This window comes from Frankia sp. KB5 (assembly GCF_002099325.1).
GTDB lineage: Bacteria > Actinomycetota > Actinomycetes > Frankiales > Frankiaceae > Frankia > Frankia casuarinae.
In genome coordinates this window covers 1-21,767 of the sequence record NZ_MRUJ01000143.1, presented here as the reverse complement: position 1 = coordinate 21,767, position 21,767 = coordinate 1, and the positions used below count along the sequence as shown (strand labels likewise).

General features: G+C 69.7%; 17 protein-coding genes, 2 pseudogenes and 1 riboswitch. Of the genes and pseudogenes, 7 read left to right on the top strand and 12 right to left on the bottom strand.

All coding sequences use genetic code 11. From position 1 onward, the window contains the following. Positions 1-142: 142 nt before the first annotated feature. The 6 genes from KBI5_RS27905 to KBI5_RS14930 form a co-directional block, all read right to left on the bottom strand. The gene (locus KBI5_RS27905; protein ID WP_023840694.1) at positions 143-256 is read right to left on the bottom strand and encodes a streptamidine-related RiPP repeat protein; all 114 of its coding nucleotides are present in this window, start codon (positions 254-256) and stop codon (positions 143-145) included. Positions 257-367: 111 nt separating this feature from the next. Next, positions 368-1,696, bottom strand: coding sequence for an MFS transporter (locus tag KBI5_RS14950; RefSeq protein ID WP_241882922.1), 1,329 nt, complete (start codon positions 1,694-1,696; stop codon positions 368-370). A 56-nt stretch (positions 1,697-1,752) separates the two neighbouring features. Next, positions 1,753-2,754, bottom strand: a complete 1,002-nt coding sequence (locus KBI5_RS14945) for an ABC transporter substrate-binding protein (protein ID WP_085015579.1) — start codon at positions 2,752-2,754, stop codon at positions 1,753-1,755. Between the two features lie 32 nt (positions 2,755-2,786). Then, positions 2,787-3,644 carry an ABC transporter ATP-binding protein gene (locus KBI5_RS14940; protein ID WP_011438595.1) on the bottom strand — a complete coding sequence of 286 codons (858 nt, stop codon included), beginning with the start codon at positions 3,642-3,644 and terminating at the stop codon, positions 2,787-2,789. After that, positions 3,641-4,786 (bottom strand): iron ABC transporter permease, encoded by a 1,146-nt coding sequence (locus KBI5_RS14935; protein WP_085015578.1) that lies wholly within the window; start codon positions 4,784-4,786, stop codon positions 3,641-3,643. The genes KBI5_RS14940 and KBI5_RS14935 overlap by 4 nt, the downstream gene beginning before the upstream one ends. A 198-nt stretch (positions 4,787-4,984) precedes the next feature. After that, positions 4,985-7,000, bottom strand: a complete 2,016-nt coding sequence (locus KBI5_RS14930) for an ABC transporter ATP-binding protein (protein ID WP_347272509.1) — start codon at positions 6,998-7,000, stop codon at positions 4,985-4,987. A 176-nt stretch (positions 7,001-7,176) separates the two neighbouring features. Between KBI5_RS14930 and KBI5_RS14925 the strand changes: the two genes are divergently transcribed. The 3 genes from KBI5_RS14925 (at position 7,177) to KBI5_RS14915 (ending at position 12,143) form a co-directional block, all read left to right on the top strand. Next, positions 7,177-8,550, top strand: a complete 1,374-nt coding sequence (locus KBI5_RS14925) for a lipase (RefSeq protein WP_035911707.1) — start codon at positions 7,177-7,179, stop codon at positions 8,548-8,550. Positions 8,551-9,437: 887 nt separating this feature from the next. Further along, positions 9,438-11,087, top strand: a complete 1,650-nt coding sequence (locus KBI5_RS14920) for a peptide deformylase (RefSeq protein WP_085015577.1) — start codon at positions 9,438-9,440, stop codon at positions 11,085-11,087. A gap of 497 nt (positions 11,088-11,584) precedes the next feature. After that, positions 11,585-11,760: riboswitch (cyclic di-AMP (ydaO/yuaA leader) on the top strand. 2 nt (positions 11,761-11,762) lie between these two features. After that, positions 11,763-12,143 carry a transglycosylase family protein gene (locus tag KBI5_RS14915; protein WP_011438600.1) on the top strand — a complete coding sequence of 127 codons (381 nt, stop codon included), beginning with the start codon at positions 11,763-11,765 and terminating at the stop codon, positions 12,141-12,143. 205 nt (positions 12,144-12,348) lie between these two features. Here the strand turns inward: KBI5_RS14915 and rlmB are convergent, their stop codons facing one another. Then, a complete protein-coding gene (gene rlmB / locus KBI5_RS14910) occupies positions 12,349-13,440 on the bottom strand; it encodes a 23S rRNA (guanosine(2251)-2'-O)-methyltransferase RlmB (RefSeq protein ID WP_085015586.1) in 1,092 nt (363 codons plus the stop codon). 242 nt (positions 13,441-13,682) lie between these two features. Here rlmB and KBI5_RS14905 point away from each other — a divergent pair, with 242 nt between their 5' ends. From KBI5_RS14905 to KBI5_RS14890, 4 genes and pseudogenes are all read left to right on the top strand, one after another. After that, positions 13,683-14,006 (top strand): hypothetical protein, encoded by a 324-nt coding sequence (locus tag KBI5_RS14905; RefSeq protein WP_133057045.1) that lies wholly within the window; start codon positions 13,683-13,685, stop codon positions 14,004-14,006. A gap of 424 nt (positions 14,007-14,430) precedes the next feature. Next, on the top strand, positions 14,431-15,546 hold the full coding sequence (locus KBI5_RS14900; RefSeq protein ID WP_023840700.1) for a PP2C family serine/threonine-protein phosphatase: 1,116 nt from the start codon (positions 14,431-14,433) through the stop codon (positions 15,544-15,546). A 45-nt stretch (positions 15,547-15,591) separates the two neighbouring features. After that, positions 15,592-16,071 (top strand): annotated as a pseudogene (locus KBI5_RS14895) (hypothetical protein); the annotation flags it as partial. Positions 16,072-16,338: 267 nt separating this feature from the next. Next, on the top strand, positions 16,339-17,700 hold the full coding sequence (locus tag KBI5_RS14890; RefSeq protein WP_241882920.1) for an FHA domain-containing protein: 1,362 nt from the start codon (positions 16,339-16,341) through the stop codon (positions 17,698-17,700). 52 nt (positions 17,701-17,752) lie between these two features. On the opposite strand, the gene KBI5_RS14885 is transcribed toward KBI5_RS14890, so the two are convergent. The 5 genes and pseudogenes from KBI5_RS14885 to KBI5_RS14865 all read right to left on the bottom strand — a co-directional run. Next, a complete protein-coding gene (locus KBI5_RS14885; RefSeq protein ID WP_085015575.1) occupies positions 17,753-19,312 on the bottom strand; it encodes a cysteine--tRNA ligase in 1,560 nt (519 codons plus the stop codon). A gap of 48 nt (positions 19,313-19,360) precedes the next feature. Beyond that, entirely contained in the window at positions 19,361-19,753 is a 393-nt protein-coding gene (locus KBI5_RS14880; protein ID WP_011438607.1) for a PPOX class F420-dependent oxidoreductase, read from the bottom strand. A gap of 105 nt (positions 19,754-19,858) precedes the next feature. Then, positions 19,859-20,419 carry a 2-C-methyl-D-erythritol 2,4-cyclodiphosphate synthase gene (ispF, locus tag KBI5_RS14875; protein WP_241882919.1) on the bottom strand — a complete coding sequence of 187 codons (561 nt, stop codon included), beginning with the start codon at positions 20,417-20,419 and terminating at the stop codon, positions 19,859-19,861. Continuing rightward, the gene (gene ispD / locus KBI5_RS14870; RefSeq protein ID WP_085015584.1) at positions 20,416-21,261 is read right to left on the bottom strand and encodes a 2-C-methyl-D-erythritol 4-phosphate cytidylyltransferase; all 846 of its coding nucleotides are present in this window, start codon (positions 21,259-21,261) and stop codon (positions 20,416-20,418) included. Before ispD ends, ispF begins: the two co-directional genes overlap by 4 nt. Positions 21,262-21,504: 243 nt before the next feature. Next, a pseudogene (locus tag KBI5_RS14865) lies at positions 21,505-21,767 on the bottom strand (CarD family transcriptional regulator); the annotation flags it as partial.

Here is a 21,767-nt window from a genome sequence, read left to right as displayed (position 1 = left end):
CCGGCACGGGTCGCRCGCGGGCCGGGATGAACCCGGTAGAGACCGTGACCGTCGAGGACGTCCGAGAAACTGACGGCACCGACGGTCACGGCTTGCACTGGCTCACCAAGGTGCGCTCGGCGCCTTCAGTGAACCGGCGGCACTACTCCTCGTCGTCCCACGCGAACGGRCTCTGGACGAGCGCGTGCGTGGTCGGGTCCTGCGGGGCAGCGAGGACCGGCGCCTCGGCCAGCTCCTCGAACGAGATCTCCGCCATGCTTCACCTCCTTCGCAATAAAACGGTTTTCGTTTTCAAAAGGAACGCTAGCACGAGCGACGTGGGGATGGGCTGATATCCACACATCCGCCGGGCGGCTCGTTCGGGGGCTCATTCGGCGGCTGTCACCGCCCGGACCGCGGCGTCCGGCCCACCGGGCCCGGCCTGCGGCGGGTTGGCCGGTGCCTCGTCGGCCCTGATCAGGTCCTGAAGCCTGCCGGTGTGGCCGAGGCCTGCCATCAGGCCCGCTACCAGCGCCAGGCCGACGCCGGCCGAGGCGGTCAGCAGAGCGGCCCGGGTGCCCCAGGCATCGGCGAGGATGCCGGCGAGCACGGCACCCAGCGGCGTTCCGCCCCAGGCGATCATCCTCGCGGTGGTGTTGACCCGGGCCTGCAGGCGTAGGGGGGTGACGGCTTGCCGGACGACGATGCCGTTTAGGATGACCAGGGAGGTGCTGGCCTGCCAGAGCAGCAGGATGCCCATCCCTGGCAGCCACGCCGTGTTCAGAGACCAGCCGATCAGGGCGAGCGTGCTGGCTCCGAGCGCACCGAGTGTGATCGTTCCGGTGGGGACGTGTCGGTGCACGCGGCTGAGCAGCTGGCTGACGATCAGCGTTCCGAGCGCGGCGGCGACGTAGAGGAGACCGATCCGCGGGTCGTCGTCGGGAAGGCCGAACTGCCGTACCGCGACGACGACGACCAGGCCGGTGACCGCGCCCCCGGACAGGCTGCTGCCGGCCCCGAGCAGGGTCAGAGTCCGGATGAGGCGATGCCCCCGGATGTAACCCAGGCCCTCGGCGATGTCGCGACGGGTCCGGCTCACCCGGCTGCCAGCCGGCCCGCTCCGGTCGGCCCTGCTCCGGTCGGCTGCGGCCGGCACGGCCCAGCGCGCCCGGGAGAGCAGGATGGCACCGACCAGGTAGCTGAGCGCATCGAGGGCGAGCACACTGGCTGCGCCCACCGTGGCCGCGGCCACCCCGCCGACGGCCGGCCCGACCAGGTTGACAACGGTGCTCACCGACACCATCGCCCCGGTCGCCGCGGCCACCGCGTCCCGTCCCACGATCGCCGGGACTGCGCCGAAGCTGGCCGCATCGAAGAACACGAAGACCGATGCGACAAGCACCGCGGAGATCAGCAGATGGGGTGTGGTGAGGACACCCGCCCAGTTGGCCACGGGGATGCTGGCCATCGTCAGGCCGCTGAGGCAACTGGTGACCACCATCGTGCGCCGGTGATCCCAGCGGTCGACCAGGGCACCAGCGGGCAGTCCGAGCACGAGGTAGGGCACCGCTTCGAGACCGRCCAGCACGCCCGCGAGCGTGCCGCTCCCGGTGCGCTGGAAAAGCAGCACCGGGAGCGCGACGAGCGTCATCGCCGAACCCGCCCAGGAGACAGCCCGGCTCGCCAGGAAAAGCCGGAAGGCGGGTACCGTACTCATCTCAGGTTGTTACTCATCTCAGGTCGTCCCACATTCCACATTTTTGGGTCTGCGGCTCAGGCGTGYAGCGCGGCGGCCAGCTTTGTCACGCCTTCCACGCCGGCGAGGTTGGCCGAGTCCGACTGYGGGAGGAAGAACACACGGTTGTTGCGGACTGCCGCCACGGTCGGGAGCCGGGAGGTGAGGAACTTGCGGGCCTCGGCCTCGGTTTCGCTGCCGCTGAGCAGATAGACGAGGGTGCCGGGATTCTTGCTGATGAGGTCCTCCACCGACAGCTCACTGAAGTATTTGCCCTTGGGCAGGGTGCCCGCGTAGATGTTCCGCGCCCCGGCGAGCCGCGCGATGTCGGTGTAGACGCCGTCGTAGGTGTAGACGGTTCCCTGGTAGGTGGCGACCACCGCGACCGGGACGGGGTCCCTGCCCTGGATCTTCGTMGCGACCTGGCGGAGCCGTTCGTTGATGTCGGCCTGGACCTGCCTGGCCCGGCCCGGAATGCCGAAGATCATGCCGAGCGCGGTCAGGTCGGTATCGACGTCACGGACCGTCGCCTTGGTGGCGTCGTCGGTGCAGAACCCGCTGAGAATCATCACCTGGGTGCCCTGGGCGGCCAGCTCGGCGATCGTGGGGAGCTGCCGGCCGTCAAACAGATAGCTGCCATCCGCCCAGATCAGGTCGGGCCGGGCGGCGAGCAGYGCCTCCCGGGTCGGTGCGCCGGTACCGAGGGCGGGTAGCTTCGCCTCCACACTGGCGTACTTCGCCGCCGGTGTGCCGCTGCTGGTGTTGTACTGGCCAACAATCCGGTCCGTCAGGCCCAGTTCGATGAGGAGCTCGGTACTGGTGGTCCACCCGGAGACGACCCGCGCCGGGGCCTYGTCGAAGTGCAGGGTCCGGCCGCAGTTCGCCACCTCAACGGGATAGCGGGTACCGGCCGGGGCCGACCGGGCATCGGCCGCGCTCGCACTGCCCGCGCCGGTGGTCGAACCGGACCCGCAGCCGGTGAGACCGGCGGTAACAACGAGCAGGGCAGCGACCGCGACGCCGGCGCCGAGTTTCTTCATCGGGTTCTGTCTCCTTCCATTGCTTCATCGGGTCATTGCTTTATCGGGATTTCCGCGCCAGCTACCACCGGGGCCGGCTCGTCTGTTCCGGGCAGGCTGGAAGAAGGCAGGCTGGGGAAGGGAAGACTGGAGAAAGCGAGCTGGAGGCGGCCGGTCACCGGGTGGACGCTCCGGTCGGCGCGCACCCCGAACACGCGGCCGATGAGGTCGGCGGTCAGGACGTCCTCCGGTTTGCCCGAACAGATCACCGCGCCGTCGTGCAGGACATAGAGCCGGTCACAGAAGGCCGTCGCGAGGTTGAGGTCATGTAACGCGGCGAGCACGGTGATCCCGAGTGAGCGCACCAACTCCAGCAGGCTCAGCTGGGTGCTGATATCCAGATGGTTGGTCGGCTCGTCCAGGATCAGCACCGACGGTGCCTGCACGAGGGCGCGCGCCAGCAGGACCCGCTGCTTCTCGCCGCCGGACAGCGACGCGAACGCCCGCCCGGCGTGCGCGGCCATGCCCACGGTGTCGAGCGCGGCCGAGATGATCTCATGATCCCCGGTCGAGGTCGGGCTCCACGCGCTCTGGTGGGGGGTCCGCCCGGTCGCGACCACCTCAAGGACGGTGAAGTCAAAGCCATCGGGGCTTTCCTGCGCCAGGGCCGCGACCCGCCGCGCCGACTGGCGCGGGGTGAGGTCCCTGACCAGGTCAGTTCCGTCGAGCAGCACCGCACCGGACGTCGGCCGCACCACCCGGTAGACCGTCTTCAGCACGGTCGACTTCCCGCTGCCGTTCGGACCGACCAGGCCGACGAAGGCGCCGGGGGGACAGCCGACCGTCAGGTCGCGCACGATCTGTACCCCGTCGGCGACGACACCCAGACCTTCCAGGCGAAGGCCCGTCACGAGGCACCACTCGCCCGTCCCGACCGGCGCAGCAGCACGAGGAAGAAGGGCACCCCGGCGACCGCGGTGATAATGCTCAACGGCAGCTCCAACGGCCGGGCCACGACCCGGCCGAGGAGATCGGCCAGCACGAGGAACGTTCCGCCCAGCAGCGCCGTTACCGGGAGCAGCCGCCGGTGGTCCGACCCGATAAGCATCCGCACGCAGTGCGGCGCAATGAGGCCGACGAACGCGACACCGCCGGCGACGGAGATGACGGACGCTGTCAGAGCGGCGGTGACGATCAGCAGCTGGGTCCGCAGCCGGCTGACCGGGATCCCCAGCGAGGCGGCGGCCTCATCACCGAGCAGCAAGGCATTCAACGACCGGGCCTGCGCCAGCAGCCACAGCGTCGCGGCCACGACGATGCACRCGGGCAGCCCCAGTGTGTCCCACTCGGCCCCCGACACCGTTCCCAGCAGCCAGAACAGCACCGCGGCGAGTTGGTTCGAGCCGACCCGCAACTGCAGGTAGCTGGTGCCAGCCTGGAACAGATAGGTCAGCGCCACCCCCGCGAGCAGCAGCCGTTGCGGGTCCAGGTAACCGCGCCTACGCCCTAACGCGATCACGAGAGCCAGGGTGAGAACGGCACCGATGAACGCCGCCCCCGACACCCCCACCGCCGCGGCAAGCCCCGACGACGAGACCCCTCCCAGGGTGAGGACAGCGACCGCGGCGACGGAGGCACCCGAGGACACGCCCAGCACATACGGATCGGCGAGGGGGTTACGCACCACCGCCTGCAGCACGGCTCCGGCCACGGCCAGGCCCGCACCCACCACGAACGCCAGCAACACCCGCGGCGTCCGCACCTGCCAGATAATCTGATCGTTGATCATCGAGGACTGAGCACCGTTGCCGGTCAGATGAGCCACGACGCTGGACCACACCTCACCGGGAGGCACCGATACCGAACCCACGCCGATCGCTGCCCCAACAACGATCGGTGTCGCCAGCACCAGGGCGAGCAGAGTGATCAAGAATCTGCCGCGCGCGCCGCGCGCCGTGCGCGGCAGCAYGGCGCAGGCAGTGACCGCGGGCATCCCGCGGGCGGGTCGAAGCGCCGCCACCGCCCGCAGCCGTACCGCGTCCGCGGCACCCACGGATGGCGTCGGCGTGGCACGTACCGACGTAGGTTGATCGATGGACAGCGGATGCCCCCGTTGACTCAAACGAAACGAAAACGATTTTCGTTTCGTTTGGGCAAGCTAACAGCCCTGCGCGGGCTCCGTCAACGGTTCTGTAGGGGGCAGGAGAGGATACCCGCTCGTCGTGGTCGGGTGGTCACCATCATCCGGCGACTACTCGACCGGGATCATTCCTCCGCTCTGCCGCTGCCACAGCCGGTGGTAGCGCCCCCGCCGCTCGAGCAGCTCGCGATGGGACCCCTGCTCCACGACGCGGCCGTCGTCGAGGACGACGATGCGGTCCATGTGCAGCAGGGTCGACAGCCGGTGCGCGACGGCGATCACCGTCTTGTCTCGCCACAGGTTCTCGAGTGCGTTCTGGACGAGTACCTCGCTCTCGCTGTCCAGCGCGCTCGTCGCCTCGTCCAGAATGAGGATGGGTTTGTCGTCCAGGAAGGCGCGGGCAATGGCGATCCGCTGCCGTTGCCCGGTCGAGAGTTTGATGCCACGTTCCCCGACGACGGTGTCGTAACCGTCGGGCGCCCGCGAGATGAAGCTGTGCGCGTGGGCCCGCAGCGCCGCCGCCTCCACCTGCGCCTGGGTCACCGGGCCCGCGGTCCCGTAGACGATGTTGTCCCGGATGGACCGGTGGAAGAGGGTGGTGTCCTGCGGAACGTAGGAGATACCCCGAGCGAGCTGGCGGTTGGACACCGGAACACCGTCCACGGCGACCATGCCCGGTGGGAGCGGGTAGTAGCCTAGCAACAGCTTGATGAACGTCGTCTTGCCGCTTCCGCTGCGACCCACGATGCCGATCTTTTCGCCCCGCTCGATGGCCAGGTCGATGCCCGCGAGCACGAGGTTCCGGTCGTTCTCGGGATAGGCGAACGACAGGCCCTGGAACTGCAGCCGACCGGAAACCGCGGGAAGAACCGCAGGACGGCCTGAACCAGCTGAACCGGCTGAATTATCCGGACTGGCCGAATTATCCGGACCGGCTGACAGGATGTTCCGACCGGCGAAGAGGTAGTGGYAGGCCTCCTCGATGCGGGCGAGTCGGAGATTGAGCTGCGCAATCTCCCACACCGTCCCCCAGATAAAGTCGGAGAAGAGGACCAGCGCGGAGAGAAAGGTCGTGAACTGGGCCAGGCTCATCTCACCGTGGAGGAATAGATACAGGTTGAGGACGATCGACACCGGCCAGACGAGGTACCGGACCACGAGGCTCATCGAGGTCCAGAACACAATGCTCCAGAAGGACGAGCGATACGCGGCGGCGATGACCTGGCGACGACGCCGGCGGACCCGCTCGTACTCGGYCTCCTCCTGGAGGAACGACTTCACGCTCACGAAGTTCGAGATGACGTCGATCACGTAACCGTCCATCTCCGAGACCTCGTCCGCGAGCCGCTTCTCCGCGCGGGCCGAACGACGGAHGGTGTGCCTGCCAACAAGAAGCATGATCGCGACGGAACCCAGGAAGGTCAGGCCCGAGTAAAGGTTAACCGAAAACATGATCATTAGGATCGCCGGAACCTTGACCAGCTGTTCAACGTACGTGAAGCACGCCGTCTCGAGGATCTCTCGGAACTCGCGGCCGAGCGTGCTCACATAGCTGCTGATCTTTCCGGTGAACTTGCCGACGAAGTATGGATATCGCTCGTTTATGACATTTCCAAAGAGAATGTTCTCGTATTCGTAGCCCCGGTGGTTGAGTAGCCGGAGATACAGCACCTCGGCACCACGCCAGGTCAGGTCATGGCCGATGTTGCACGCGAGAAGGACGCCGGCGTACAGGTACGCGTCGTGGGTCTGTACCGGGGCGCTGGCGAGAGCCTGCACGAGAAGGCCGATGAGGACCRGTATCACGGCGAGCAGGCTGTTGGACAGGACGAAGACACCGACGACCAGGAGAGCCGGCCCCTTGAAGGTCGCGACGAAACGCAGATAGGAACGCAGGGCGGCATGCCGCTCCACCCGGCGGGAAACGAGGTTGTCCACGGCGGTGCCGACATCGTCCAGGCCGGTGCCGTTTTGACCGGCGCCACGGGAACCGATGCCAGGCGACCGTATCTCCTGATGCGGAACCCCGCCGGCCACGCTGTCCATGCCGAGATGATGACAGGCGACCGGCCGGGCCCGCACCTTGTTTTTGACCAGGGGAACGGCCGCGTCCGCACCGAAGCTCACGAGGGCCTGGCCGTCACATGCGCCGGCCCGATGTACTGTGCTCTGGCACGAGACGTGTCGGACGCGCAGAACGTCCGATCCAGTGGTGCGCCGCTACCGAGGTGTAACCGACAGGAGAAATGCTGACGGTGGCCCGGTGCGTGGCCGTCGGATATCCCGAGGGAAAGGGACGTCGAGTGGCTCGCCGCCGTTACTTCCACCTGCTGAGCGCGCTTGCCATCGCCGGACTGGCGGTCGCCTGTTCCGGCGCTGGTGGCACGGAGTCCGGCGCGGGACGCTCCCCGGCGCTCGCGCGGGAGCTGGCGGAGGCCGCGGTCGCCGCCCCGGACGCCTCTCGCCTCCCGATCCTGTTCGTGCACGGCAGCCTTGGGTCGGGCAGCCTCTTCGAGACACCGGCGCAACGATTCACCGCAAACGGCTATCCCGTCGACTACGTCGAGGCCTTCGACTACGATGCGTCGTCCTCGGCCAACTCCGTCGAGGAGGTCCTTCCGGACCTCGATGCGAAGATCGCTAGTATCCTCAAGGCAACCGGGGCGAAGAAGCTCGATCTGGTGGCACATCTCGAGGGCGCCGCGCTAAGCGAGCGGTACCTGACCAGCTCATCCGACCGGGCGAACCGGGTCGCGCACTACGTCACCGTCGGAGGCTCGCTCGCGGGTAGACCCCCGGCCGGAGTGCCCACCCTGGCGGTCTGGGGCGAGAACGATCCGACCCGGCGCGTCGAGGGGGCCGTCAACGTGCGGTTCGTCGACCAGGACCGCGCCCAGCTCCTGACCTCGACGGCCACCTTCAGGGAGATGTACCGGTTTCTCACCGGAACCACTCCGCACACGACCGACGTGGTGCCGAAGCAGGGCCCGATCGAGATCTCCGGCCGGGCCCTGCGCTATCCGATGAATGTCGGTGTGYGGGACGCCAGGCTGGAGGTTCACCGGGTCGACCCACGGACGGGTCGGCGGGGGGCGAACAGCCTCAAAGGTTATTTCCACCTCTCCGGCGACGGATCCTGGGGTCCGTTCCGAGGTGACGGCGCCTCCACCTACGAGTTCGTGATCGTACGCGGCGGGGAACCCGACCACCACTTCTACTACCAGCCGTTCCGCCGCGACGATCACCTCGTACGTCTGCTGACGAGCCAGCCGGGCCAGGAGATCGGCGGCGGGATGGAGACCGGTCCCGGGCACACCGATCTGGTCGTCGAACGCCCGCTCGAATGGTGGGGGGACCAGGGGAACGCCGACGACGTCCTCAGCATCGACGGGAAGAACGTGCTGAACGCCGCCGACGCGCCCCGGTCCAAACTGGCCCTGGGCGTCTACCTGTTYGACCGGAATTCCGACGGCGTCACCCACCTCACAATGCCGATTCCGGCGTATTTCGGGATCGGCTTCATCACCGGAGTAGATGTGTTCATCCCGGCGGGTGAGCGCTCGGTCGAAGTCGCGATGACGCCGCGGGGAAAGACAGCCCACCGGAGCGTTCTCCAGGTGCCCGCCTGGCCGTCGGACCGGCATCGCGTCACTCTGCACTTCACCGGCGAGGGCTGAACGGAGGCCGAGGGTGGCCCTGCTTGGGCAGGGCAGGGCCACCTGTCCATAGCCCCCCGACGGAGGTCTTGGGCGTCGCGCCCGGCCGCGGCTCGRCATCACGCCGGCCCCGCCCGGCGGAGGTCGCGGCTCGACGCGGGGCGGGACCGGCCTGCCACCAAGACTGACGCAGGCGACCGGGATCCGGAAACGTCAGTCAGGCATGCCTTTCTCGTATGGGCCACGAGTCTCGGAAACTTGACCCCCCACATCTGGTTGATCAGTTGTGGTTGGGTCGCTCCCTGACTACCGCTGGACCCCGTTGACCGAACTACCCGGCCGTCTCGGCGGTCGCATCCRCACGGCCTTGGCCGAGGATGTCCCGGCGCGAAACGCCGAAGATCGCGAATAGATGGCCGAAAGCGAAGATATTGGGAGGCGAACCGGTTTACGGCCGCCAAACCGTGCCTAACCCTCCACAGTTGTCCGCCGCGACGGGCCGTCGGACATCGAGGAGCGAGGCGGCATCGGTGGGCATCAGGCCCGGATCGCGCCGCTAGGGCAGCCCGGATCGCCACGGGACGAAGACCTAGTTCCTTGGGTGGAACGAGCTCTTTCCAGGCGGCGGGTGCGCCTCCTGTCACCCCGGCCGGCGGCGACAGCACGCCACCAGCAGCCGTCGCTGTCCGCAAGGAGTCAGACACGACATCCGCCTTACCACAAAAACCCGGAAAGATCGGGGAAACCGCCGATCCCGCGCTGTCGGATACCCGACAGTCGAGCATTCAGCCGGACATCTGTGCCCGTTTGACATGGCGTCGTTATCCTGATGTGTCGACTGACGGAGGACTGATCGCCCGATTTCACTCCGGCCTTCACCGACCGTACCGACATGGAAGGCCGTTTCGATGTCGTACGAATCTGGACCTTACCGGGYATCGCCCAGGCTGCTGGCCCGGGAGGACTTCCGGGCGGCRTGCGCGACGCGGGACTTCCGCACGGTGTTCCGGCTGATGAAGAAGTACGACGGTGCCAGCCAGAATCGCATCGCATCTCCGGTGGAAGGGCTCAGCCAGAGCAGGGTCAGCCGGATCATGCAGGGCGAGGACCACATCGCCCGGCTCTCCCTGATCGAACGCATCACCGACGCGCTGCGCATCCCGGGCAGTTATTTCCACCTGGCCGCACGGCCGTGGGAGGCGGCACGGGACGTGCGCGAGCCGCCCGGGCCGCCAACGGTTCCGGCCGGATCCGGCCCGACGCCGGTAGCCCACGTCGCGACCCCCTCCGTCGACCCGGCCCCGGCCCCCGGCCCCGTCGTCGCCGAGAGCCCGGGCCGGCTCCCCCCCGGACCGGGGGGCCTGGTCGTCGAGGAGGACCGGGCCGAACTCCGCTACGACGACAGCATGTACGTCGCCCACCAGCGAAGACGTCTTCTCAACGCCGGCAGCGAACCGGTAACCCGGTATCTGATGCGGATATCGGTCGACCGGTTCCCGGGAGATCCGGAACGCTCCGCGCGGTTGTACCGATCCGATCCGCTGCGCTGGGAGGACCTCCAGCTCAGCGCGCACTGTGGCGGCGAGCAGATGGCCTGGCAGGTCAAGACCGACTGGGACGCGCTCAAGGAGGTCTGGCTGCTCTTCGAGAACAGCCGAGGACGATTTCCGCTCTATCCCGGCGAATCGGCGTGGATCAACTACAGCTACCAGGTAAGCAGGGAGAAGTGGGGGCCGTGGTTCCAGCGTGCCGTGCGGGTACCGACGAGTTTCCTCTCGGTGCGGCTGGACTTTCCGGCCGAGCTGGATCCCGTGGTCTGGGGCATGGAGACGTCGATGACCGCCGATGCCTTCCCGTTGCGGACCGCAGTCGCCCGCACCGACTCCGGCGACCGGCGGATCTTCACCTGGTYGACCACCGAGCCGCCGCTGCACGCCCGCTACCGRCTGGAATGGAACTTCCGGGCCACCGTGCCGGAACGTGATCCGGCCACGGAGACCGGAACACGTCCCAGCGATCAGATGGCGGCCGTCGGCATCGTGCAGGAGGGTGAGGCGATCCTGCGGCAGCCGGCCCGCCCGTTCGCTCTGCCCAACGAGGCCGAAGACGCGCGCCGGGTCRTCGCCGAACTGTCCTCCGCCCTCGAACGGGTGTCCGCCCTGCACACCTTCGGCAAGGGCCTGGGCATCGCCGCGCCGCAGGTCGGCATCAACCGCGCCGCGGCGATCGTGCGTACCGCGGGCGGCGACACGCTCACGCTGCTCAACCCCAGCGTCATCGAGACCTCCCGAGAGACCGACGAGCAGTACGAGGGCTGCCTGAGCTTCTTCGACGTCCGTGGCCTCGTCCCCCGGCCGCTGGAGCTGCACGTCGAACACACCGATATCGATGGCAACCGGCACATCACCGTCTATCGGCAGGGGCTGGCGCGGCTCGTCGCTCACGAGATCGATCACCTGCACGGTCAGCTCTACACGGATCGGATGCGGGCCGGAACCACACCGATCCCGGTGGAGCAGTACCGGGGTACCGGCTCGGCCTGGTCCTACAACCGCTGACCAACCCGAACGCACCCGCCCCGCGGGCGGCACGTCGGCACGTCGGCATGCCGACGTGCCCACGTGCCGACGGCGCAGCGCCGGGACCGGGTGTCCGACACGGACTGTTAGATCCGACATATGACATGGTTCCCTCGTGCCGTATAGTCCGGAAAGCAGGCGATAGGTGCGGGTCCGCCGGAACGTCGACACAGATTTTTTCGGAACCTGGTTAGAGACTGCCGGCAGCGGGTAGTGGAGGCTCGATCGCCACGCGGCGGAACAGATTCCCCACGCATCGCKTATTGTTTACCGTCAGCGTGACGACCCAGCCACGAACTGGGGATTTTCAGCCCACTGAACAACCTCTAGGATCGGGCGCGMACGCGGGCGCGAAACACCATTAAAAAGATCGGGACAAGTAAGTGGGGTGCACTGTGTGCATCCTCACGTACTCTTGTTTTTCCCGGGTCACTCTCAGCTATGTTCGTTGCCGTGCCGTCACCTGATGGCATGCGTCGGGCGGCACGCCGAATCCTGCCCCCGCTCGACGAGAATCAAACCTTTGGCAGGAGCGGGGGAACCAATTCCGGGCGCCGATAAAAGACGTCCTCGGGGTGAAGCCGCGATGCGCGGCCGGRCATTCCCAGCCCGAACCCGACAGCTCACCTCGCAGGCGTGGGGAAGGGCAACTCAATGTCCAACGCTCGTTCGCTCGCTCGTGGTCTCAACCGCATCAGGCTCGGTTCCCGGGCCTTGATCGCCGCCACCACTCTCGCGGCCTCGATCGGCGGTGGCCTCGCGCTGTCCCAACCGGCCAGCGCGTCGACGAACGCCGACCACTTCCTCTCCAAGGTGATCCCTTGTGAGTCCGGGGGGAACCCCCGCGCGGTCAACTCCATCGGCGCCGGCGGGTTGTTCCAGTTTCTGCCCAGCACCTGGCACGGGGTCGGCGGCAAGGGTCTGCCGCAGCACGCCAGCGTCGCCGAGCAGTGGCAGCGCGCCCGCATCCTGTACGCCCAGCAGGGGACGAGCCCCTGGTACGCCTCGAAGCCGTGCTGGGGTCACAAGATCTGAGCTGCCCGACTTCCCGCGCCAGCCTTCACCGTCCGCGCCCGGCCGGTACTGATCGGCGCGCGGTCAGCAGCCCCGTGTCCCGTCCGGGACACGGGGCTGCGCGCTACGTTTCCCGGTCACGGTTTCCCGGTCACGGCGACGTCGGCCAGCTCAACTTCCGCGGCCCCGCCCGGCGGAGACCCGGCGGACCCACCGATCGGCCGGCTCAGCCGATCCGACGGCGGCGGGCGATCTCGGCCAGCGTGATCCCGGCGGCCACCCCCGCGTTGAGGGACTCCACCGCACCCGCCATGGGGATCCGGACCCTCACGTCGCAGCGCTGCTCGACCAGCCTGGACAACCCGCGTCCCTCGGAACCGATCACCAGGACGAGGGGGTCGGTCGCCATCGTGAGCTCGTCGATGCTCACTTCACTGTCCGCGGCCAGACCGACAACGAACTGGCCGCCCGCCGCGTAGGAGACGAGCGTGCGGGCGAGGTTGGTGGCGCGCGCCACCGGCAGCCGGGCGGCAGCCCCCGCCGAGGTCTTCCAGGCCGCGGCGGTCACGCCGGCGGCCCTACGCTCCGGAACGACGACGCCGTGGGCACCGAAGGCGGCGGCCGAGCGCACCACGGCCCCGAGGTTGCGAGGATCGGTGACCCCGTCCAACGCCACCAGCAGACCCGGAGGGGACGAGCGCGCGCGGGCGAGGAGATCATCCGGATGGGCATACCGGAACGGCGGTACCACGAGGGCGAGACCCTGATGCGGAGCGGTGCCACACATCCGGTCGAGATCCGTGCGGCCGACGTCGGCCACGGCGATCCCGGCCCGCCCGGCGAGCCGGCGGGCGTCGGCGAGCCGCTCGTCGAAGTCCAGCCCGCCGGCGATGAAAAGGGTCGACGACGGTACCCCGGCCCGCAGCGCCTCGACCACCGCGTTGCGCCCGACCACCAGCTCGTCGCCCTCGGTCCRCCGTGGGCGCCCGGCCCCCGCGGAACCCCCCACGGCGCTCGGCCCGGTGGTGGCCGCAGCTGCGACGGCGCGGCCACCATCCCCGCGCCGGCCGGCGGCCGCTCGACCCCGCTCGGCTCCGGCCGAGGCGGAACGGGCCGCCGCAGCCGCCGCCGCACGACGCTGGGCGGGATGGCCGGGGCGCAGCTGCGCGGGCGGAGTGGCCCCACGGCCCTCCAGCGCCTTGCGGCCGTGACCGCCRCTGCCCGTGGAGGCCCCCTTGCGGTGGGAACCGGCCTTGGCGGCCCGACCGCCCTGACCGCCGCGGGCGATCCCGCTGTCCCGGCGAGCGGCGCCGGCCATCAGGACCACCGACCAGTACACGCCCGGGGAATGACCATGTGACCACGGTATACGGCGGACGACACCGGCGTGTCGGGGCGCGCTCGGCGAGAGCTCGGCGGGAACTCGGCGGAGGAGCTCTGCCATGGGCATACCTCGACATGGCCGTTTCCGGGGACCCGGCGCCCTATCCTGAGGGCCGGCAGGCCCACGGCCCGACCTGATGTGGTCCGGCCGCTCCTCACCGGCGTCAGGAGGGTCAGGTGCGCATCGTTCTTCCACCCGCCGCCGGGTGGTCGCGGGCCGAAGACCGCTGGTGCCCCATGGCGAAGGCGGGGAGCCACCTGATCAACATCGACGATCTCGATGCCAGTCTCACCATGCTCGGCGGAGTGGAGGCCTACGGTACCGCGCTCGTCACGGCTGCCGGGCCGCGCGGCACGCCGTCGCGGGCGTTCGGCGGGTGTGCTCCCCGACCTGGCGGTGTCACCGCCGCGGCGGTGACATTCCTGGAGAATGCCCGGCATAGAACGTTGAGCGCCACCTCCCGGCCCGGCGGCCCAGGCGGACCCGGGGAGACGACGTGACGACGCGAGCGGAGGTGCGGGTCATGAGCGGCGGCCGCGTGACCACGCCGATCGGCAGGCCCGGGGTTCCCCGGGATGCGGGGGCCCTGCCACYATCCACCCCCGGCCTTTACGCTCTTTTAGAGTCGCCCGCCGACGATGGCGGGCGCGTCGGATCAGGTCGCCGGCACGGCGATTTACACCCTCGACGTGCCGTGGGGGAAGCTGGGAGAATACATCTCCATGAATGTGTGATGACCAGCTCGACGAGTGCGACCACTTCGGTCGATCATCGGGCGCGCGCCGTCGGTGTCCCGAGACGGCCACGGCGAGCATCGACGACCCGATCGTCAGGGGCAGGAGGCACCCAGCACATGGCTCTGCGCACACCGCCCGCATGCGTTCTCCCGGCTGTTTCCGGCCGCGTCCGATTTCTCCCGGCGGCATGACGGTGGACCTCAACCCGCATGACGACGCCCCCACGGTCGCCTACCAGATCACCGGGAGYGGGCCGTTCGAACTCGACGACGACCTGGGTCGCTGCCCGGTGTGCGCGGCACCGGTGTATGCCGACGACCGGTACTGCGAGGTCTGTGGTCACGGGCTGGAGGGTCCGCACCCCGGCCACGGCGACGCCGACCACAGCGAGGTCGACCTCGGCCAGCTCGCCGGCGTGTGCGACCGCGGCGTCCGGCACACCACCAACGAGGACGCCATGGGCCTGGCCGTCGTGTACGGCACGCTGATCGCGGTGGTGTGTGACGGCGTATCGACCACTCCGGGCTCCGGGCAGGCCTCGGCCGCCGCGGCGGCCGCGGCCATGGCCGTCCTCGCGGATGCGGTGCGTGCCCACGGCCCGGGGCGCCCCGTCCACCACGGCACCCGCCCGTCGCGCGGCGTCAGCCGGGCCGAGGAGATGCTCGACATCCTCGAACCGTCGTATGCCGACTACAAGAAGCCGCGAACATCGCCCCGCGCGGTTGTCGGCGGGTTCTCCCCGGAGGACGCCGAGGCCGCGCTGCACGCCGCCGTCGACGCGGCCCAGGCGACCATCGCCCAACTCAGYGCGGCCGAGGGGCGGATGGCGCCGTCGTGCACGTTCGCCGCGGCCATCGTCACCCCGCCGACCCCGGACGGGCCGGGCATGGTCACAGTCGGCTGGGTCGGYGACAGCCGGGTCTACCTGCTCGGTCCGCGCTGGTGCGAGCGGCTGACCGCCGACGACACCTGGGCGGCCGAGGCCGCGCGCGCGGGGCTCATCCCGGCCAACGAGGCCGAGACGCACCGGCGGGCGCACACCCTCACCCGCTGGCTGGGCGGCGACGTCGAGGACGTCGCGCCGCACACCGAGATGTTCCCGATCGAGGCGCCGGCCACGGTACTGGTTTGCAGCGACGGGCTGTGGAACTACGCGTCCCGGCCAGACGTGATGGCCGCGCTCGTCAACCAGCTCCCACCCCACTGCGAGGCCATCGACGTCGCCCGCCACCTCGTCGACTTCGCCATCAACTCCGGGGGACACGACAACATCACGGTGGTGGCCGCCCGGGTGGAGGACTGATGAGCGCCTTCGCCGCGGAGGTCTACCAGAACGAGTACCTTCCGGTACCGTACCGGCGCGTGGGGAATCGAGTCGCGCGACTACCATTTGAATGTCCAGGTGCCCGCCCGCGCGCTGGGAACCGAGGCGCTGGCGGCGCGGGTCAGCCTCGTCGTCGACGGCCGGGTGACGTCAAAGGCGCTGGTCCGAGCGGTTTGGACGGACGATGAGACCCAGTGGAGCCGGATCAACGACCCGGTCGCCCACTACACCGACCAGGCGGAACTCGCGGCCGCGGTGCTACGGGGTCTGGAGGCGCGTCGGGCCGACGACGAGGCGACTGCGACACTGTTGCTCGGACGCGGCGCTCAGCTGGCGCTCGCCTCCGRCAACGGAGACACCTACCGCCTCCTACAGAAGGTGGTTCACGTCGACAATGCCACAACAGGTACGGTTCGGTTGAAGAAGAACGTCAAGAAGATCGATGAGATCGATGAGATGGTCCTTGACACACGGTCGACGAGGACCCTCCGGGTGAACCGGTGATCAGGTGAGGGCACGATGCCCTACGGGGCACCTGTCTCACGACCCGACTACTGCGATCGGTGCGGAATTGGGATCATGAGTGGTCAGGAGAGGTACGAATACCGTCCGGAGGACGGCGGGCGAGCTCCCTACGGAGCAGATGCCCCCGGCCGCTCGGCTGACGGGAACCGCCGGCGTGGGCCAGCCGAGCAGAYCGGCCCGGATGCGGACGGTCCAGATGGCTACGACCCGTTGGGCATCCGCCGTTCGCCAGCCGACCTGCCCGGGGTGACGGACCCGCCGCGCGGCGGCGACCCGCGCGGCGGCGACGCGTATGGCGGGTATGGCCGCGACGGCTACCCCGACCAGTCCCGGGGGGGCCGCGGTTATCAGGAGGACCCCTACGGCCCGCCCGGTGGCTATGATCGTGCCCCCTACCCACGCGGGCGTGACGAGCGGCCGGCCCCCGACGACCGGATCGACCACGGGCGCGATCCCTACGGCCGGGACTGGGGCACGCCGGAGAACCGTGGCGGTTACCCCGTCGGCCGCGACAGCCGCGAGGAGCGCGTCCCGGGCGGCTACCCCGACCTCGATCCCCGCGATGATCCCCGCGATCCCTACGACCGCGACCCCTACAGCCGCGGCCATGACGACCGGGCCGACCGCGGCGGCTACCCCACCGGCCGCGACAGCCGCGAGGAGCGCGTCCCGGGCGGCTACCCCGACCTCGATCCCCGCGATCCCCGCGATCCCTACGACCGCGACCCCTACAGCCGCGGCCATGACGACCGGGCCGACCGCGGCGGCTACCCCACCGGCCGCGACAGCCGGACGCCGGGTGGATATCCGGATCCGCGGGGCGACCTTGATCGCGAGTCGGACACGCACCGCCGGAGCCGGCGCGACGCCGAGTACGGCTACGGTGCGGACCCGCTGGGCATGGACGCCTCCGCCCCGCCCGCGCCAGCCGGCGACCGGGTCACCCAGAGCCGGGGCGGCAACCCGCGGCACACAACCGACCCGCGGCACACGACCGACCCGCGGCACGCTCGGCCCGGCGCCGACCCGCGGCTGAGTGATCCGCGACTGAGTGATCCGCGGCTGAGTGATCCGCGGCTGGGCGATCCGCGACTGGGCGATCCGGAACTCGGCGGCACCCGCGGCGGCCACGTCGACCCCCGTGACGCGGTCCTCGACGACCCGCGGGCCGGCGCCGGGCGTGGTGCCGGATGGGACCGGGACCGCGCGTCGGCGGGCAGCACCGTCTGGGAGGCCATCGTCGAGGCGGAGCGCGAGTACTACGACAGCGGCGACGACCACCGGGTCCCGTTCCCGACCTTCTACCCTCGTCGGGTCTTCGCCCTGGCCGGCTCTCAGATGCTCGTGGGACGGCGCAGCGAGTCCCGTGGCATCCATCCCGACATCGACCTGTCCGGAGCGCCGGAGGACCCAGGGATCTCCCGCAGCCACGCCCTGTTCGAACTGCTGCCCGACGGCGGTTACGCGGTCCGCGACCCGGGCTCCACCAACGGCACCCGACTGAACGACGAACCGGACCCCATCGAGCCCGGCCAGCCCGTTCCGCTTCGTGACGGGGACCGGGTCTACCTGGGCGCCTGGACGCGCATCACATTGCGCGCCCGCTGATCTACCAGGTCGCCTGCCGCTGTCCGGGGCGGCAGGCGACCCGCCGATCGGATCAGGCCAGATGCCAGCGCTGGCCCTCTGGAGTGTCCTCCACGATCAGGCCGGCGGCTGCCAGTCTCGACCGGATGGCGTCGGCTTCCGCGTAGTCCCGTCGGGCCCGGGCCGCGGACCTCAGATCCAGCACGACCTGCATCGCGCCGTCCAGCGCCGGCCTGAACTCGGCACCTGCGGTGGGCCACTGCTCATGCGGGTCGAGACCGAAGATGTTCAGCATCCGGCGGGTCACGTCCACCCACCCGGCCAGCTCCCGGCTGTGGGCCTTCGACAGCACCTGGTTTCCCTGACTCACCGCGCCGAACAGGGCCGCCAGCGCACGCCCGACGGCGAGATCATCGTCCATGGCGATGGTGAAATCGGACCAGGCCCGCCGCGGAGTGAGCCTCGACTCACCACCCGGCCCGGGAACCGGCACCGGCCGGGCTCCGGCCACCGTCGGCTGCGCCCCTGCCACCGACGAGACGACCTCGTCGGCCGCCAGTGCCGCCGCCTCCCCGGGCCCGCCGAGGATGTCCAACGCGTTGCGGACAAAGGTCTCCACCCGGTCGTGGGCCGCGGTGGATTCCGCCAGTGCCTCGGCGCTGTACTCGAGCGTGGACCGGTAGTGCGCGGAAAGCAGGTGATAACGCAGAACCTGCGGACGGACCGCGTCGAGGGCGTCGGCCACCAGGACGGAATTTCCCAACGACTTCGACATCTTCGTCCCGCCGGTCGTCAGCAGGCCGACGTGCATCCAGTAGCGCGCCATCTCGCCGCTACTGGGCTCGCCACCACCGGGGCCGGGCGAATCGGCCGAAGCCGCGTTCGACGCCGGGCGGGCCGTGGCGGCGCAGACCGTCTGGGCCCGTTCGTTCTCGTGGTGCGGGAAAACCAGGTCGAGTCCGCCGCCGTGGATGTCGAAGACCGGGCCGAGGTATTTTCCGGCCATCGCAGAGCATTCCAGATGCCAGCCCGGCCGGCCGTCACCCCAGGGGGACGACCAGAACGGTTCACCGGGCCTGGCTGCCTTCCACAACGCGAAGTCGCGGGGGTCGGCCTTGCCGGGCTCGGCTTCCACGGACGGTTGCATCGCGTCGGGTCGCTGGTGGGACAGTGCTCCGTAGTCGGCGAACGCACCCACCCGGAACCAGACCGAACCGCCGCTGGCGTACGCGTAGCCCCCCTCCACGAGGGCCGACACCAGCGCGATCATCTCGGGGATGTGACCGGTGGCGCGCGGCTGGATCGTCGGGGGCAGGATCCCGAGAGTGCGGTAGGCGTCGTCGAACGCGCGGGTCTGCCGGGTGGCGAGCTCCCAGACCGAGGTGCCGTCCCGATCCGCGTTGATGATGATTTTGTCGTCGATGTCGGTGACGTTCTGCACGAAGGTCACCGAACGGCCGGACTGCACCAGCCACCGGCGCAGCAGGTCGAAGGGCAGCGCCGTGCGGATGTGGCCCACGTGCGGGGCCGCCTGCACGGTGGGCCCACACACGTAGACGCCCACGTGACCGGGGCGTAGCGGCTCGAATGGCCGCACACGCCGCCTGCGCGTGTCGTAGAGGTGGAGACCCATCTGTCAAGGGTACGGCCCCCGCTCGATCGACGGGACCCAAGGGGAGGGTCAGCCGACCGTCAGTACCCGGTCCGCCACGACCCGGACGACCACCCTGACCTCATCCGGATCATCCCACCGGTACACGTCTCCGGTGTACTTCACCGACAGCCGGTCGATCAGTTCCCGGCCGCCCTCCTCGGTCAGGGTCGCGGTCCCGCGGACCTCGACGTAACCGTAGGGATCGCCCTGGTCGAGGAACATCAGTCCGACCCGCGGATCCCTTGCGATGTCGCGTTCCTTCGCACGTCCCCGCACCGTGGACAGCAGCAGTTCGTCCTCGTCGCGGTCCACCCACAGCACGGTCATCCGCGGCGAGCCGTCGGGCTGGATCGTCGCCAGAACGACGTAGGTCCGGGCGTCGGCAAGGGCCCTCACCGGCTCGGGAAGGCGGTCAGCCATCAGACTCCTCGGGGAGGGGCCAGGGTCGGCCCACCCTCTCATCTCCGCGCCGGCACGCAGTCAGTCGATGACAAAACGGCATATCACCGCCTGACGGGCCCGCCGTCAGGCGCGGATGACGAGCGCGGTCGCGATGGCGGCCAAGCCTTCGCCCCGCCCGGTGAGGCCGAGTCCGTCGGTGGTGGTGGCCGACAGGCTCACCGATGYGCCCAAGGCCACGGACATCGCCTTCTGCGCATCCTCGCGACGCCCGGCCATCCTGGGCCGGTTCCCGATGACCTGGACCGAGACGTTGCCGATCGCCCAACCGGCGGCACCGAGAAGCCGAGCCGTCTCAGCCAGCAGGACCGCGCCCGACGCACCCGCGTACTCCGGTCGGTCCGTGCCGAACACCCGACCCAGATCACCGAGGCACGAGGCGGTGAGAAGTGCGTCACAGGCCGCGTGTGCGGCGACGTCCCCGTCGGAGTGTCCGGCGAGCCCGGTCTCCCCCGGCCATTCCAGGCAGGCCACCCAGCACGGCCGGCCGGCGGCGAACGGATGCACATCGACCCCGACGCCGACCCGGGGCAGGATCACCGTGTTCACCAAGCTGGACGCGGGGGCCTGCCGGCTGATGGGCGCGGCGTCCACGACGGGCTCGTCCCACCGCGGGCCGCCGGTCATCCGCCACTCCGGGCGTCCGTGGACCGGGCACCCGCGAACTGAGGCTCCTCGGACCGGGCGTCCGCGGACCGGGCACCCGCGAACTGAGGCTCCTCGGACCGGGCCTCCGCGGACCGGGCCTCCGCGGACCGGGCGTCGTCCGCGGGGTCGCAGCGGGCGAGTAGCGCCTCGGCGAGCACGAGATCCGCCGGTCGAGTCACCTTGAATGCCTCCTGCGCGCCGGGAATGGTCGTCACCGGCACTCCCAGAGCCTCCACCAGGCCCGCATCGTCGGTCACAGCGATGTCCTCGAGCGCATACGCGGYGCTCAGCACGTCGCGGCGGAATCCCTGCGGGGTCTGCACGGCTCGCAAACCGTCCCGCGGCGGGGTACGCACCACCCGCCCGTCGGCGTCCACCTCCTTGACCGTGTCGGCCAGCGGCACGACGGGAATCACCGCGGGATGTCCGTCGAGCACCGCAGCCGCCACCGCGTCGACCAGCTCGGGGGGCGTCAGCGGCCGGGCGGCGTCGTGGACCAGTACCACGGAGACGTCGTCGTCCACGGCTCGCAGGGCGCGGCGGACCGAATCCACCCGCTCGGCGCCTCCGGCGATCACATACACGTCCCCGCCAAGCAACTGGGCCACGGCATCGACCAGCGTCGGTGGCGCCGCGACGACAATCTGCGTCACCAGCCTGGAGCGACGCAACGATTCCACCGTGCGCACCAGCATGGGCCTGCCCCCGAGGGCTCGCAGCGCCTTGGGAGTACCTCCCCCCAGCCGCTCACCCCGGCCGGCAGCCGGCACGATCGCCGCCACCCGGGGGCTCGCCACCGGCAACCGGTGACCTTCGCCCACCACAGGACCTCCCGTGTGCCATCCGCCACGAGGGCCTGGCCGATCCAGCCGGCTCGGCGCGAGCCGCCGGTGGGCGCAACACCGCCCACCACCGTCTCGACGCCCACTCAGYCGGAACCTGAGTCGGCAACGCGCTCGGGACGGCGGTCTCCCGGAAAGAGAATGCCTTTCCGGATTATCATGCCGTGCCGAATAGATCGCCTGTCGGCCGGACGAATTACGCCTGCGCCAACGAGCCTACGATCATCCGGCGAGAACCTCGTCGAGCATGGCCTCCGCCTTGTCCTCGTTGGTGCCCTCGGCGAGCGYAAGCTCGCTGACGAGGATTTGCCGGGCCTTGCTCAACATTCGCTTCTCGCCCGCGGAAAGACCGCGTTCGCGATCGCGTCGCCACAGGTCACGGACGACTTCAGCCACCTTGTTCACATCGCCGGAGGCGAGCTTCTCAAGATTTGCCTTGTACCGTCGTGACCAGTTGGTGGGCTCCTCGGTGTGCGGGGCGCGGA